At 74.5% G+C, this 14,234-nt stretch carries 14 protein-coding genes; 6 read left to right on the forward strand and 8 right to left on the reverse strand.

The window, feature by feature from the left end:
* Positions 1-23 precede the first annotated feature (23 nt).
* Both ACGFZN_RS16550 and ACGFZN_RS16555 read left to right on the forward strand, forming a co-directional pair.
* Positions 24-917, forward strand: a complete 894-nt coding sequence (locus tag ACGFZN_RS16550; protein WP_393859162.1) for a carbohydrate ABC transporter permease — start codon at positions 24-26, stop codon at positions 915-917.
* Between the two features lies 1 nt (position 918).
* The gene (locus ACGFZN_RS16555; RefSeq protein ID WP_393859163.1) at positions 919-1,848 is read left to right on the forward strand and encodes a carbohydrate ABC transporter permease; all 930 of its coding nucleotides are present in this window, start codon (positions 919-921) and stop codon (positions 1,846-1,848) included.
* Positions 1,849-1,866: 18 nt separating this feature from the next.
* On the opposite strand, the gene ACGFZN_RS16560 is transcribed toward ACGFZN_RS16555, so the two are convergent.
* The 3 genes from ACGFZN_RS16560 to ACGFZN_RS16570 all read right to left on the reverse strand — a co-directional run bounded on the left by ACGFZN_RS16560 (position 1,867) and on the right by ACGFZN_RS16570 (position 5,435).
* Entirely contained in the window at positions 1,867-3,048 is a 1,182-nt protein-coding gene (locus ACGFZN_RS16560) for a hypothetical protein (RefSeq protein ID WP_393859441.1), read from the reverse strand.
* 155 nt (positions 3,049-3,203) lie between these two features.
* Positions 3,204-4,925: an MFS transporter gene (locus ACGFZN_RS16565; protein WP_393859164.1), complete on the reverse strand. Its 1,722-nt coding sequence runs from the start codon at positions 4,923-4,925 to the stop codon at positions 3,204-3,206.
* Positions 4,926-4,976: 51 nt separating this feature from the next.
* Entirely contained in the window at positions 4,977-5,435 is a 459-nt protein-coding gene (locus tag ACGFZN_RS16570; RefSeq protein WP_393859165.1) for a MarR family transcriptional regulator, read from the reverse strand.
* Positions 5,436-5,605: 170 nt separating this feature from the next.
* Between ACGFZN_RS16570 and ACGFZN_RS16575 the strand changes: the two genes are divergently transcribed.
* The gene (locus ACGFZN_RS16575) at positions 5,606-6,262 is read left to right on the forward strand and encodes a dienelactone hydrolase family protein (protein WP_393859166.1); all 657 of its coding nucleotides are present in this window, start codon (positions 5,606-5,608) and stop codon (positions 6,260-6,262) included.
* A 79-nt stretch (positions 6,263-6,341) separates the two neighbouring features.
* Here the strand turns inward: ACGFZN_RS16575 and ACGFZN_RS16580 are convergent, their stop codons facing one another.
* Positions 6,342-6,728 (reverse strand): DUF2267 domain-containing protein, encoded by a 387-nt coding sequence (locus ACGFZN_RS16580; protein WP_393859167.1) that lies wholly within the window; start codon positions 6,726-6,728, stop codon positions 6,342-6,344.
* Between the two features lie 300 nt (positions 6,729-7,028).
* Between ACGFZN_RS16580 and ACGFZN_RS16585 the strand changes: the two genes are divergently transcribed.
* Complete coding sequence (locus tag ACGFZN_RS16585; protein ID WP_393859168.1) at positions 7,029-8,225, forward strand: acyl-CoA dehydrogenase family protein; 1,197 nt, start codon at positions 7,029-7,031, stop codon at positions 8,223-8,225.
* A 94-nt stretch (positions 8,226-8,319) separates the two neighbouring features.
* Positions 8,320-9,312, forward strand: coding sequence for an NADPH:quinone reductase (locus tag ACGFZN_RS16590; protein ID WP_393859169.1), 993 nt, complete (start codon positions 8,320-8,322; stop codon positions 9,310-9,312).
* A 52-nt stretch (positions 9,313-9,364) separates the two neighbouring features.
* Here ACGFZN_RS16590 and ACGFZN_RS16595 read toward each other — a convergent pair whose 3' ends face one another.
* Together ACGFZN_RS16595 and ACGFZN_RS16600 are read right to left on the reverse strand one after the other, a co-directional pair.
* Positions 9,365-10,234 (reverse strand): LysR family transcriptional regulator, encoded by an 870-nt coding sequence (locus ACGFZN_RS16595; RefSeq protein WP_393859170.1) that lies wholly within the window; start codon positions 10,232-10,234, stop codon positions 9,365-9,367.
* 105 nt (positions 10,235-10,339) lie between these two features.
* The gene (locus ACGFZN_RS16600) at positions 10,340-11,518 is read right to left on the reverse strand and encodes an MFS transporter (protein WP_393859171.1); all 1,179 of its coding nucleotides are present in this window, start codon (positions 11,516-11,518) and stop codon (positions 10,340-10,342) included.
* Between the two features lie 320 nt (positions 11,519-11,838).
* Here ACGFZN_RS16600 and ACGFZN_RS16605 point away from each other — a divergent pair, with 320 nt between their 5' ends.
* On the forward strand, positions 11,839-12,510 hold the full coding sequence (locus ACGFZN_RS16605; protein ID WP_393859172.1) for a class I SAM-dependent methyltransferase: 672 nt from the start codon (positions 11,839-11,841) through the stop codon (positions 12,508-12,510).
* Positions 12,511-12,531: 21 nt separating this feature from the next.
* Here the strand turns inward: ACGFZN_RS16605 and ACGFZN_RS16610 are convergent, their stop codons facing one another.
* Both ACGFZN_RS16610 and pcp read right to left on the reverse strand, forming a co-directional pair.
* Positions 12,532-13,560: a DUF2891 domain-containing protein gene (locus ACGFZN_RS16610; RefSeq protein WP_393859173.1), complete on the reverse strand. Its 1,029-nt coding sequence runs from the start codon at positions 13,558-13,560 to the stop codon at positions 12,532-12,534.
* Positions 13,560-14,210, reverse strand: a complete 651-nt coding sequence (gene pcp, locus ACGFZN_RS16615) for a pyroglutamyl-peptidase I (RefSeq protein WP_393859174.1) — start codon at positions 14,208-14,210, stop codon at positions 13,560-13,562. Before pcp ends, ACGFZN_RS16610 begins: the two co-directional genes overlap by 1 nt.
* Positions 14,211-14,234: the final 24 nt, after the last annotated feature.

Consider the following 14,234-nt stretch of genomic DNA (forward strand, 5'->3'; position numbering starts at 1 on the left):
CCATCCGCGCAGGAGGCACGACGATGTCCTCACCCCGCAACGCCCCACTGCCGGCGCGCCGGCTGCTCCCGCCCGGGCTGCTCTTCGCGCTCCCCTTCCTCGTCCTGTTCGCCGTCTTCATGCTCTGGCCGCTGGCCCAGGGCCTGTGGATGAGCCTCACCGACACCTCCCTGTCGGCGCACGCCCCGTCCTTCGTCGGCCTCGACAACTTCACCGAGGCCCTGAAGGACGCGGACATGTGGCGGGCCCTGGGCCACACCGTGTGGTTCACCGTCCTGTCCACCGTGCCGCTCGTCCTCGTCGCCCTCGGCATGGCCCTGCTCGTGCACACGGGCCTGCCCGGGCAGTGGGTGTGGCGGCTGGCGTTCTTCGCCCCGTATCTGCTGCCCGTGGGCGTGGTCAGCCTGCTGTGGGTGTGGCTGTACCAGCCCGACCTCGGCCTCTACAACCACCTGCTGCACGCACTCGGCCTCGGCCAGGTGGCCTGGCTCAGCGACCGGTCCGTGGCCATGTGGGCGATCGTCCTGACCACCCTGTGGTGGACCGTCGGCTTCAACTTCCTGCTGTACCTGGCCGCGTTGCAGTCCATCCCGGACCATCTGTACGAGGCGGCCGCCATCGACGGCGCCGGGGCCTGGCGGCGCCTGTGGTCGATCACCCTGCCCCAGCTGCGCCGGATCACCGCCGTCGTCACGGTGCTGCAGATCCTGGCCTCGCTGAAGGTCTTCGACCAGGTGTACCTGCTGACCAAGGGCGGCCCGGACAGCAGCACGCGTCCGGTGGTCGAGTACGTCTACGACGTCGGATTCACCGGTTACCGGCTCGGTTACGCCTCGGCGATCAGCTACATCTTCTTCGCCCTCGTCGTCCTCGCCTCCGCCGCCCAGTACGCCGCCCTCCGCCGCCGGGAGAAGTGACATGGCCTCCACCGACCTGCCCGTCCGCACCGCACCCGCGCCCCGCGCGCCGTACGCCGCGAGGGAGGCGGCCGTACGACGCCGTGCCGCGCACCTCTCCCTGGGCGAGAGCCGCACCGCGCGCGTCCTCGCCCTCGCCGCCCTGTCGCTGCTGGCGCTGGTCTGGCTGCTGCCCATGGCCTGGGCGCTGCTGACCGCCTTCAAGTCCGAGCAGGACGCCAGCGATCCGGTGCACTGGTTCTGGCCCCGCCACGGCCTGACCTTCCACGGCTTCAGCACCGTCTGGGACCGCGGGGAGCTGCCGCTGTGGATGCTCAACAGCTTCCTCGTCGCGGCCGCCGTCACCGTGATCACCGTGCTGGTCTCCGCCATGGCCGGGTACGCCTTCTCCCGCACCCGGTTCGCGGGCCGCCGCTCGCTGTTCGCGCTCACCGTGGCCGCCGTGGTCGTACCGCCGCAGCTCCTCATCGTGCCCTGGTTCCAGCAGATGCTGAGCCTGCACCTGGTCGACACCTACGCGGCGGTGATCCTGCCGCAGACCGTGGCGCCGGTGATGGTCTTCATCCTGAAGAAGCACTTCGACTCCCTGCCCCGCGAGCTGGAGGAGGCGGCGCGCATCGACGGCGCGGGCCACTGGCGGATCTTCTGGTCGGTGCTGCTCCCGCTGTCCCGGCCGATGCTCGCCGCCGTGGCGATCTTCGTGTTCATCGGGGCGTGGAACAACTTCCTGTGGCCGTTCGTGTCGACGTCGGACCCGGACCTGATGACCCTGCCGGTCGGCATCACCTCCGTGAAGGACGCCTACGGCATCCAGTACGCCCAGTCGATGGCCTCGGCCGTCCTGGCGGCGCTGCCGCTCGTCGTGGTCTTCATGTTCTTCCAGCGGCACATCGTGAAGTCCGTCGCGACGACCGGCCTCGGCGGCCAGTGAGCCGACGCGCCGGCGTGGTCACAGCGGCTGGCTGGCGAGGGACGCCAGGTAGGCGCCGTAGATGACGGACAGGGCCGCGAGGGCCCCGCACAGCAGGCGGGCGCGGGGGGAGGGGCCGGTGCGCCAGGCCCGGACCAGGGCGCGGGCCGGCGGGATGAGCAGGGGGAACGCCGGGAGCAGGAAGCGCGGTTTGGAGGAGAAGGGGCCGGAGACGGCGACCACCATCAGGAGCAGGGCGCCCGCGAACACCACGAGCGGCAGCGGGGTGCGGTCCAGGCACAGCACGCAGAACGACACGACGGCGGCCAGGACCAGCACCAGGGCCACCGGATAGGTCACCCAGCTGCCCTGCAGGGGCATCGACGCCAGGAACCGCAGCGGCCCCACCGTGAGATCCAGCCGGGAGTTCCAGGCACTCTGCACGTGCAGATAGCCGCGCGCCAGGTCCCCGGTCTGCCGTCCCACCCACAGCACATAACCCGCCCACCCCAGCGGACCGAGGACCACCCCGGCCAGCAGCCCCGGCGAGGCGCGCCCACGCTGCCGTACGACCTCCCGCCCGGCTGCCGCGGCCACCGCCACGGCGACCGCGATGCCGGTGGGGCGGGTGAGCCCCGCCAGCATCGCCAGCGCGCCCGCGGCCGGCCAGCGGCGGCGCAACGCGGCGTACAGGGACCAGGCGGCACACGCGGTGAACAGCGGCTCGGTGTAGGCCAGGGTGAGGACGACCGACGGCGGCAGTACGGCCCACAGGGCGACCAGAGCGGTGGCGACGCGCCGGCCGTGCAGATGATGGCCGACCGTGTAGATGCCGTGGACGGCGAGTGCCGCGGCAGCCCAGGCGACCAGCAGCCCGGCCGCCCCCGTGGAGACGGGCAGCAGTCCGCGCAGGGCGCGGACGAGCCCCGGGTACAGCGGGAAGAACGCCCAGTCGGTCTGGACCGCGCCCGTGGAGGTGATCCGCAGCTGCGTCCCGTAGCCGTGCTCGGCGATGTGCAGGTACCAGACCGAGTCCCACGCATGGACCAGGCTCTTGCCGAACGGGCGGCCGGCCACGGCGTCGACGATCACCAGCAGCACCAGCCCGGCGAGCCGGACGACGGCGAAGACACCGAGGGCCCGCAGCACTCCCGGAGGACCCTCCACCCGACCGCGGCCGGCGTCGCGGGGGCTGTCGGGCGACCGCAGCGCGGAGGACATGCTCACCCTCCGACCATGAGCGGCGGCCCACCCGAGCGCAAACCGGAACCCGCCGCATGGCCGAGCCGCGGCGCTCGGGGCAACGACCTGCGGGTGCGCCGCACTCCGCCGCGCAGACGGCGGTGTACGGCGTCATCGAAGGCGCCGGACCGTCGTCAGGCCGCCGTGCCGCGCAGTTCCGCCAGGGTGTCCGGGGTCAGGGGGCGGGGGGTGTGGCCGGCGTCGACCAGGACGACCGGGCAGGGGGCGCTGTGGGTGAGCGCGGTGGTCAGGCTGCCGTCGGCGAACTGGGCGAGCGGACCGCGCGGGGAACGGCCGACCGCGATGGCGCGGGCGCCCACCCGCGCCGCGTGCTGCGCCAGCACGCGGCCGGCGGCCGCGTGGTCGCCGACGCTGGTGAGGATCTGACCGGTGGCGGCGATGCCCCGGCCGGCGAGCCGGTCCAGGTGCGCGGTGACGGCGGCGCGTGCGTGCTCGGTGGTCTCCGTCTCGGCGGCCTGCTCCTCGACCACCGCCGTCCGCTGGACGTGGACGACCTCCAGCGGGCTCGCGGTGTCCTGGGCGAGGCGGGCCGCGGCGTCCACGATGGCGGCGGCCCGGTCGTGCGCGCCCACGGCGACGACGACCGGCGGTGTGCCCGGGGCGGCCGGGCGGCCCACGGGGGTCAGCGTGGGCGTCATCGGCTCGCCGTCACCGGTGTCCGTCTCGGCCCGGCGCAGCAGGCCGTGCCCACTGGCCAGCACCGGGATGGCCAGGGCGAAGGTGGCGGCGCCGAGGTAGAACGGCACGCTCAGGTCGGTGGCGTCGGCGAGCTTGCCGGCGACGTACGGCGCCAGGCCGCCGCCGATGAAGCGCAGGAAGCCGTACGCGGAGGAGGCGACCGGACGCTCCACGGGGGAGACCAGCATGACGGCCTGGGTGGTGAGCGTGTTGTTGATGCCGATGAAGGCGCCGCTGACGATGACGGCGACGATGACCACGGCGGGCGTGCGCACACCGGCGGCGATGACGGCCATCACCACGCCGAGGCCGGCGAGGTTGGCGTACAGGACCGGGGCGGTGCCGAAGCGGGCCTGCAGGCGCGGGGCGAAGAACACGCTGAACGCGGCCACCAGCAGTCCCCAGCCGGTGAAGACGAGGCCCAGCTCGTGGGCACTCAGCTTCATCGGGTAGGGGGCGTAGCCGAGCATGGTGAAGAAGCCCCAGTTGTAGAGCAGGGCCATGATGCCCATGGTCAGCAGGCCGCGGTGGCGCAGCGCCTTCAGCGGCGCCATGGGGGAGGTGCGCCGGGCGGGCCTGGGCAGTGACGGCACGAACGCGAGGGTCGCCACGAGGGCTATGGACATGAGGACGGCGACGCCGAAGAACGGGCCGCGCCAGCTGATGGCGCCCAGCTCGCCGCCGAGCAGCGGCCCCACGGCGATGCCGAGGCCCAGTGCGGTCTCGTAGAGGATGATCGCGCCGCCGAAGCCGCCGCTGGCCGAGGCGACGATGACCGCGAGCGAGGTGGCGATGAACAGGGCGTTGCCCAGGCCCCAGCCCGCACGGAAGCCGACGATCCCGTTGATCGAGCCCGAGGAGCCGGCCAGCGCGGCGAACACCACGATGACGGCCAGGCCGATGACCAGGGTGCGCTTGGCGCCGAACCGGCTGGAGAACCAGCCGACCACCAGCATCGCCACCGCGGTGACGATCAGATAGCTGCTGAACAGCAGGGAGACCTGGCTGGGCGAGGCGTGCAGGCTCTCGGCGAGGGCGGGCAGGATCGGGTCGACCAGGCCGATGCCCATGAACGAGATCACGCAGGCGAACGCCACGGCCCAGACGGCCTTCGGCTGCCGGAACGGGCCGGCGGTCTTTCCGTGCGGTGCGCTCATGACCGCTTCATCTCCAGTTCTTGGCGGGGACGGTGCGAGGGGCGGGCAGGTTCAGGGCGCCCGGCGGTCCCGGATCGCCCGGGCCAGCGCGGGCAGCGCGACGGCCACGGCGTGCCGCTCCGGCTCGGTCAGCTCCCCGAGGAGTCCGGCGAGGGCGTCGGTGCGCTCGGCCCGGCGCCGCCGGTAGACGTCGAGCCCGTCGGGGGTCGCCTCCACCAGCACGCCGCGGCCGTCGGTGCGGTCGGCGGTGCGGCGTACCAGTCCCGCCCGTTCCAGGCGGGTGACGAGCTGGGTCATGTTGGGCTGGGAGGCGTTCTCGGCGCGCGCCAGTTCGGTCAGCCGCTGGGCTCCCTCGCGTCCCAGGCGGCTGAGCGCGGACGAGGCCGCGGTGCTGAGCCCGCCGGTCGTGGCGCTGCGGCCCACGTACCGGACGATCTCCTCCACGGCGAGCATCAGGTGCTCGGCCGGCGCGTCCGCTGCGCCGGCCGGGTCGACGACCCGCTTATGCATAAGCGCATTATGCATGTACGTGTAAGGCGCATCAATCCCTGTGATGCCTCGACATGCCCGGGGTCATTCCGGGCGGGACGGGACAGATGGTGCTGGATATGGTGGGTACGCGGGGGACACCCGAACTCACGCGATCCGCTGTCGCCGGCGGCGTGGAAGAAGTGATTGCGATGATCTCCGACATGGTTCTGGTGCCCACCACCGACGCCACTCTCCCCGGTGACCTCGTCGTTCCCTCGGCGTCGCGCGCCGTGGTGCTCTTCGCCCACGGCAGCGGCAGCTCCCGGCACAGTCCGCGCAACCGGATGGTGGCCGCCGAACTGCGCACCGCCGGATTCGGCACCCTGCTGATGGACCTGCTCAGCGAGCGGGAGGAGCGGCACGACGCGGTGACCGGCGAGCACCGCTTCGACATCCCGCTGCTGGGCCGGCGGCTCGTGGCCGCGATCGACTGGCTGGACACCCAGCCGGACACCCGGGGCCTCCCGGTCGTCCTGTTCGGCGCCAGCACGGGTGCCGCCGCGGCGCTGGTGGCGGCGGCCGAGCGTCCGGACAGGGTGCTGACCGTGGTGTCGCGCGGCGGCCGCCCCGACCTGGCGGGCGACGCCCTGGGACGGGTGCGGGCCCCGGTGCTGCTCCTGGTCGGCGGCCACGACCAGCAGGTGCAGGAGCTGAACGAGGAGGCGGCCGGGTACCTGCGGGTCCCGCACACCCTGCACGTCGTTCCGGGGGCGACCCACCTGTTCGGCGAGCCCGGCGCCCTGGAAGAGGTCGCCGAGGTGGCCAGGCGGTGGTGCGAGGAGCGGCTGACCGCACAGCACGCCTGACGGCCGAGCACCAAGCCGCCCCGCCCGCCAGGACGTCAGCCCGGCGCCGCCGCGCCCGTCCGCTCGGGCCCGAGTCCCGTCAGCCCGGACTCGAGCGGCCGAAGAACTCGGCGTAGCGGGCCGGCAGCCGGGACAGCAGCTCCTCCAGCTGCCGGTCCGGCACCGCGTCGGCGACCGTGGACAGCACGGCGTCCGCGTCCCATTCCGCGGTGCGGGGCCGGGCGCCGGTCTGCACGGAGACCCGGCGCAGGAACTCGTCGCAGTCGAACGTCTCGGGCCGGCCCCGCTCCAGATGCAGGGCCTCGTCCAGCGGGGCGGGCAGCCGGGCGGCCAGCTCGTCGGCCTCTTCGGGGGCGATCCGGGTCGCGAGGGCCCACAGGACCGCCTCGCAGACGTGCTCGGCCTCCTCGCGGCTGCGATACTCCCCGCGGTCGCGGACCTGGGCCAGGAACTCTTCCAGTTGCACGGCGGCCTCCCACTGTCGTCGCAGGCCATCACGGTGAGCCGCACCCTTCCCGGCCGCCGTGGGCCCCGTCGGGCGGACGACGGACAGGGTGATGTCGTCATTGTAGGTTCCGGCCGCCGAGGCGGGAGGCCGAGCGCTGCCGTGCGCCCGCGCGACGGGTCCGGCCCGCCGCCGTGCGTCCGTGCGGCGGGGGGGAGGGGAAGCCGGTCGGGTGATTGACGCGCAGGTCACGGCTCGGGTGCCGCCGGTCGCGGGCGGCGCCGGGGAGACTGCCGTCATCCCGACGGAGGTGGCGAACATATGCTCAGCGACAGCACAGCCACGGCGACGGTCATCGCCGAGAAGTCCGGCGTGGCGGCGGTCGTCGCAGGCGCTCCGCGCGTGGCCGAGATCGCGGCGCGGTGCAGCGACGAGACGGAGGCCGCCCGGAGACTTGCGCCGGACGTGGTCGAGGCGGTGCGGGCGGCCGGATTCGCCCGGCACTTCGTCCCCGCGGCCTACGGCGGCGCGGAAGGCCGTTTCGCGGACATGACCTCGGCGGTGACCCTGGTCGGCGAGGGCTGCGCCTCGGCCGCCTGGGCCGCCTCGCTGTCCGCCTACGCGGCCCGGTACGGGGCGTACCTCCCGCCGGAGGGACAGGCCGTGCTCTGGGCCGACGGGCCGGACGCCCTGATGGCGGGCGCGCTCATGCCGGCCGGGAAGGCGGAGCGGGTCTCCGGCGGCTGGCGGCTCACCGGCGAGTGGAAGTACATCAGCGGGATCCGGTTCGCCGACTGGGTCTTCGCCTGCTCCGCCGTACCCGGCAAGGCGGGCCCGGACGGGCGGGGCGAGGTGCGGTTCTTCGCGGTGCCGCGGGCCGACGTCACCGTGAAGGACACCTGGTTCACGCTGGGCATGCGCGGGACGGGCAGCGACACCATGGTCCTGGACGATGTCTTCGTGCCCGAGCATCTGACGCTGTCGAGGCTCGACATCAACGCGGGGCGCGCCACGGCCTCCACGGCCCGCTGCCACACGGTGCCCGTCCACGAGGTGAACGCGCTGCCGCTCGCCGTCCCCGTGGTGGGCGCCGCCCGCGGGGCGGTGCGGACCGCGGCCGAGCAGACCATGCGGCGCACCGACCGGCGGGGCGCCCCGCTGCGCGAGAAGCCGTCGGTGCAGACCGACCTGGCGCGCTCGGCCGCCGAGGTGGACGCCGCGGAACTCCTCGTCCAGCGGGCCGCCCGGGTCGCCGACGGCGCCGATGCCACCAGGGACGGCGAGGCGGCGGTGCGCGGACCGCGGGACCTGGCGCTCGCGGTCGAACTGTCGGTGTCGGCCGTGGAACGGCTCTTCCGCGCCACCGGGACGACGGGCCACTTCGAGTCCGACCCGGTCCAGCGCTTCTGGCGCGACGTCAGCACCGCGGCCTCCCACGTGATCTTCTCCTTCGAGACCGCCGGGTCGGCCTACGGCGCCTGGGCGCTGGGCGTGGAGGGCGCCGGGCCCGGGCGCTGACTTCCCCCGGCGTCGACCGGGCCCGCCCGCATCCGGCACACGTGGCCGGATCGGTCGGGCCCGGTTCGGGGCGGAGATGGAACCATGGGGTGCCATGCGCGCTGCGTACATCGAGGAGCTGGGATCCCCGGACGTCATCCGGTACGGCGAGATCGCCCCGCCCCGGCCGGGACCCACCGACGTACTGGTGGACGTCCTGGCCACCGCGGTCGACCCGGTGGACACCCTCGTGCGCTCGGGGACCTTCCGCACACACGTCGACTTCCCCTTCGTGGTCGGCCGCGACCTGGTCGGCACGGTCGCGGAGACGGGCCCCGGCGTCACCGGCTTCCGCACCGGGGACCGGGTGTGGTGCAACAGCCTCGGGCACGGCGGACGGCAGGGCGCGGCGGCGGAGCAGGCGGTGGTGGCGGCCGACCGGCTGTACCGGCTGCCCGACGGAGTCGACCCGTGCGCCGCGGTGGCGGTGTTCCACCCGGCCGCGACCGCCTATCTGGCCCTGTTCGTGCACGGGCGGCTCCATGTGGGCGAGACCGTGCTGGTCGCGGGTGCCGCCGGGAACGTCGGCAGCGCGCTGGTGACGATGGCGGTGCGGGCCGGCGCCCGCGTCCTCGCCACGGCCGCCGCGCGGGACGTGCGGTACTGCGCGGAGCTGGGCGCGGCCGAGGTGTTCGACTACCGGGATCCGGACCTGACGGAGAGGGCCCGTGCGGCGGCGCCGTCGGGACTGGACCTGTACCTGGACACGGCGGGCGTCAACGACCTGGAGACCTGGGTCGATCTGCTCGCCCTCAGGGGCCGCGCGGTGCTGCTGGCCGGTCCCCGGACCCGGCCCGTGCTGCCCGCGGGGGCGCTGTACATGAACGACCGCTCCGTCGTGGGCTTCGTGATCTCCCACGCGACGACCGGTGAACTCGCCGAGGCGGCCGCGTACATCAACGACCTGCTGGGCCGCGGTGTGCTCCGGTCCCGCACCATAGAGGTCTTCCCGCTGAGCGCGGCGGCCGACGTGCACGCCCGGATGGAGAAGGGCGAACTGCACGGCCGCCGCGCCGTCCTGCGCACCGACCTCGCCGCCGGCGGCTGACTCCCGCGCCGCACCCCCCGGCGGGAGGCACGGCCGGCCGCGCTGCCCGGTGTCAGGTGACGTGCCGCAGCAGGGCCGCGACCGCCGGGGGCGGATCGCCGTGCGGCCGTACCACCATCACCTTCCAGCTCGGCGCGTGCCGGGCGAAGCGGTAGGTGGCCAGGTCCGGGAAGCGGCCGGCGATGGACGGGGGCATGATGCAGACGCCCAGGTCGCCGCGGACCAGTTCGGACGCCGCCACGATGTCGTTCACCTCGAACGTCGTTACCCGGTCGACACCGGCGGCGCGGAAGGCCCGGTCGACGGCGTGCCGGATCGCCCAGCCCGGGGTGAAGTCCACCAGCGGCAACTGGGCGACCGTGTCCGGCTCGACGGCGCCCTCGGGGGCGCTCGCCGCGAGGTCCCGGCCGGGGGAGGCGACCAGGACCATCTCCTCGCGCGACAGCAGCCGGGTCACCAGCCCCCGCTGCTGCTGCCGGTCGAGCGCCACCACCGCCAGATCCACCGTGCCCTCGCGCAGGGCCTGCCGGATGTCGGTCACCGCCGCCTGCCGCAGCCGGACCACCACCCCCGGATGCTCCGCCCGCAGCGCGGCCAGCGCCCGGTGCAGTCCCGCCCAGACGCCCTGCATGATGCCGACGGTCACCCGGCCGCGCAGCTCCCCCTTCGCGGCGTCGACGGCCTCACGCGCCAGTTCGGCGGCGCGCAGGGCGGCCCGTGCCGCGGGCACGAAGGCTTCGCCGGCCGGGGTGAGCGCCACGCGGTGGGTGTTCCGGGTGAACAGCGCGGTGCCCAGCTCCCGTTCGAGGGCGCGGACCGTGCCCGAGACGGCGGACTGGACGACGTGCAGCCGCCGCGCCGCCGCCGTGAACCCGCCCGCGTCCGCCACCGCGACGACGACTTCCATCTGCCGCAGGTCCATCATCCGCTCCAGGTGACGCCGTGCCCGTCCGCGGGCCGGGGATCTCCGCTGCATCGTATGCGGACCGGTGACGTCCGGACGCCGCCCGCCGTGCGCGGGACGCCCCTACGCGGTGTCCCGGGCGCGCTTGCGCTCCGTCTTCCGGTGCTCGGTGAGCCAGTACAGCAGCGCCGCGACGGGCAGGGCCGCGCCGAGCGCCGTCACCCCCGTCCAGCCGCCGGAGTGGTAGGTCAGCGAACCGAGTTGGGAGCCGGCGGCGCCGCCGAGGAAGAACGTGGCGATGAAGGCGCTGTTCAGGCGGGCACGGGCGTCGGGGTCGAGCTGGTAGATGGTGTGCTGGCCGAGGATCAGGGTGGCCTGCACGGCGATGTCGAGCAGCACGGCGGCCAGGGCGACCAGCACGACGTGGTGCCGGCCGGCGCCCGCGACGCCGAAGGCCAGCGCGGCCAGGACGAACGCGGCGCCGGTCATGGGCCGGGTCAGGTTCCGGTCGGCCCACCGTCCGGCCAGCGGGGCCACGGCCGCACCGGCGGCCCCGACGAGGGCGAACACGCCGATGCCGAGGGCGGAGTAGTGGAAGCCGGGACCGGCGAGGAGGTAGGAGACGGTGGTCCAGAAGGCGCTGAACGCGCCGAACATCGCCGCCTGGTACAGGGCGCGGCGCAGCAGCACGGGGTGGATGCGCAGCATCAGCACGGTGGAGTGCAGCACCCGGGCGTACGGGATGGCCGTGGTCGGCGCGTGCCGGGGCAGGGCCGAGCGCAGGGCGACGGCGAGCACGGCCATCAGGCCGGCCGAGCCCAGGTAGACCACGCGCCAGCCGGCGGTGTCGGACACCAGACCGCTGAGGGTGCGCGAGAGCAGGATCCCGGTGAGCAGCCCGCTCATCACCCGGCCCACGATCCGGCCGCGGGCGTGGTCGGGCGCGAGGCTCGCGGCGAACGGGACCAGGATCTGGGCGACGACCGAGGTGGCGCCGGCGACCAGGGAGGCGATCAGCAGAGTGGGGAAGTTCCCGGCCAGCCCGGCCGTCAGGAGAGCGGCGGTGGTGACCGCCAGCAGCACCGTGATCAGGCCGCGCTTCTCCAGCCGGTCGCCGAGCGGCACCAGGAAGAGCATGCCGATCACATAGCCGACCTGGGTGAGGGTGATCAGCCAGCCGGCCGCCGCGGTGCTGGTGTGGAACACCTCGCGCAGCGAGGAGAGCAGGGGCTGGGCGTAGTACAGGTTGGCGACCGTCATGCCGGAGGCGACGGCCAGCAGCGCGATCAGCCGGCCCGGCACACCGTGGGCGGGCCCGGCGCCGGTCGCACGCCGGTGTGACGTCCTTACTTCGCATGGCTGGGGCACGGGGACCTTCTTCGTCGCGGGAGCCGTGCGGCCTCCTGGCCGCTCCTACGGGACCAGCAACGGGACCGCCCCTGTGCTTCCCGTCCGGCCGCGATGGTTCGCGATCGCGGTCATCGCGATCGGAGATGAGCACGGGTATGCGGCGCAACGAGCAGAAGGCGGGCCGGCCTCCGCGCCGCCGGGCCGCCGTGACCGGGTGGGCAGGAGCGCCTACCGTCGGTGTAAGGGAACGCCCACCGAGGGAGGTCGTCGCCATGGCCGGACCCGATCAACGGGACGCACCGGACGCACAGGACGAGGCGGACGCGGTGGCGTCCTCGCAGCGGCTCGACGCCCTCTACGCCGGACGGCCGCCCTGGGAGATCGGCCGCCCCCAGCCGGCGTTCCTCGCCCTCGCCCGGTCGGGGGCCGTCCGCGGCCGGGTGCTCGACGTCGGCTGCGGCACCGGCGAGCACGTGCTGATGTGCGCCGGCCTCGGGCTCGACGCCACCGGCGTGGACCTGGCGGACACCGCGCTGCGCGTCGCCGGGGACAAGGCGTGCCGGCGCGGCCTGCGGGCCCGGTTCCTGCACCACGACACGCGGAGGCTGGCGGACCTGGGCGAGCGGTTCGACACCGTGCTGGACTGCGGCATGTTCCACATGCTCGACGCGGACGACCGTCCCGCCTTCACCCGTGGCCTGCGCGCCGTGCTGCGCCCCGGCGGCCGCTACTTCCTGCTGTGCTTCAGCGACCGGGAGCCTGGTACACCCGGCGCCACGGGGCCGCACCGGCTGACGCGGGACGACCTCACGGACACCTTCGCCGGCCCGCTGCACCTCGACTTCGCCGTACCGGCCACCATCGAGATCAACCTGGACCGCCCCGGCATCCGCGGCTGGCTCGCGGCCATGACCATGCTCTCCCGCCCGGCCGAGCGTCCCTGAGGCATGCCGCGCCGCCGGACGTCAGCAGGACCCGGCGGTGTGACCCGGCCCGGCGTCGAGGGCCAGCGCCGCGAAGGTGGCCAGCCAGTGGTCGGTGGTGAAGTCCTCGCGTCGCACGGCGGGCAGCCCCGCCGCCAGGTGGGCGTCGGCGGCCTCGGCCAGACGCCGGCGCACCGGGCCGTCCGGCAGCGCGGCGGCGATCGAGCGCAGGGCGGCGGCCCGGCTGAGGGTGAGCCCGAGCAGATGGCCGATCTGCGGGTCGGTCAGGTCGGAGACGACGGGCACCTCCAGCACCGGGCAGGGGGCGCCGGAGCGCAGCGCGGGCAGGAAGCGGTCCAGCCACCGGGCGAACTGCTCCCCGCCGAGCACCCGGCGCATGGCGTCGGCCTCGGTCAGCGCCGGGGACAGAAAGTCCTGGCCGGACGGTTCCCAGTGCGCGGGCGCGTCGTGGTCGTCGGCGAACCAGGCCCGCAGCCGCCGCCGTACGGCCTCGGCGGTCGTGGCGGGCAGTTCGCCCGAGTCGAGCAGGAGGCCCAGCGCGAAGGCGCTGTTGGGGTGGGTGCCGTGGCGCACCGGATAGGTGGCCTTCGGCAGCCACTCGGTCAGCAGGGCGTCGACGGCGGCGACCGCCGGCGCCAGCGCCGCGGCCCAGCGGGCCCCGGCCGGGCCCGCGTACGCCCGGCATTCGGCGGCGAGCGCCACCAGCCAGGCCCAGCCGTACGGCCGCTCGAAGGAGGGATGGCCGCGCAGGTAGGCGGCTTCGACGGCGATGTTCGCGTCGGTGAGGTGCCGGTCGAGGACGTCGGTGACCGGCGCGGTGTCCGGCAGGGCGGGTGTGGCGCCGTGCCGGCGCAGGAGGCGGACCAGCAGCCAGTGCATGTGGACCGACGAGTGCCAGTCGTAGGAGCCGTGGAAGGCAGGGTGCAGGGCGCTGGGCCGTACGTCCTCGTCCGGCGAGGTCATCAGGTGGGCGGGGGAGTGGGGGTACTCGCGGGTGATGTTGGCCAGGGCGAGCCGGGCGAATCCGGCCGCGTGCGCGGCGAGCGGCATCAGTGGGTGGCTCCCTCGGTGACCTTCAAATCGCCGTCCGCGGGGGTGCGGGCGGCGGCCGGCAGCAGCGCGCGCAGTCCGCGGGCGACGGTGGCGGGCTCCAGGGCGGGCGCGGTGCCGTCGGTGACCTGCTCCGGCGCCCAGGGCACATGCACGAAACCGCCGCGGACGTGCGGGAGTTCGGTGGCGATGAGGTGACCGAGGCCGTACGCGACGTGGTTGCAGACGAACGTGCCGGCGGTGTTGGACACCGCTGCCGGCACGCCGGCCGCGCGCAGGGCGGCGACGCAGGCCTTCACCGGGAGCGTGGAGAAGTACGCGGCGGGGCCGCCGGGGACCACGGGTTCGTCGATGGGCTGGTTGCCCGCGTTGTCGGGGATACGGGCGTCGTCGACGTTGACGGCGACGCGTTCGACGCTGACGCCGGGGCGGCCGCCCGCCTGGCCCAGACACAGGACCAGGTCGGGCTCGGCGGCGCGGACGGCGTCGCGCAGGGCCCGGATGGACTCGCCGAAGACACAGGGGAGTTCGGCGGCGGTGACGGTGAACCCGGCGGGCGGCTCGGCGGCCACGAGCGAGGCCGCCTGCCAGGACGGGTTGACCTGTTGGCCGTCGAAGGGGGCGAAGCCGGTGACGAGCACGCGGGTCATGGCACTACCTTCCTGGGGTGCGGT

The sequence above is a fragment of the Streptomyces sp. NPDC048192 genome, assembly GCF_043202415.1.
In the GTDB taxonomy this organism is placed as follows: Bacteria; Actinomycetota; Actinomycetes; order Streptomycetales; family Streptomycetaceae; genus Streptomyces.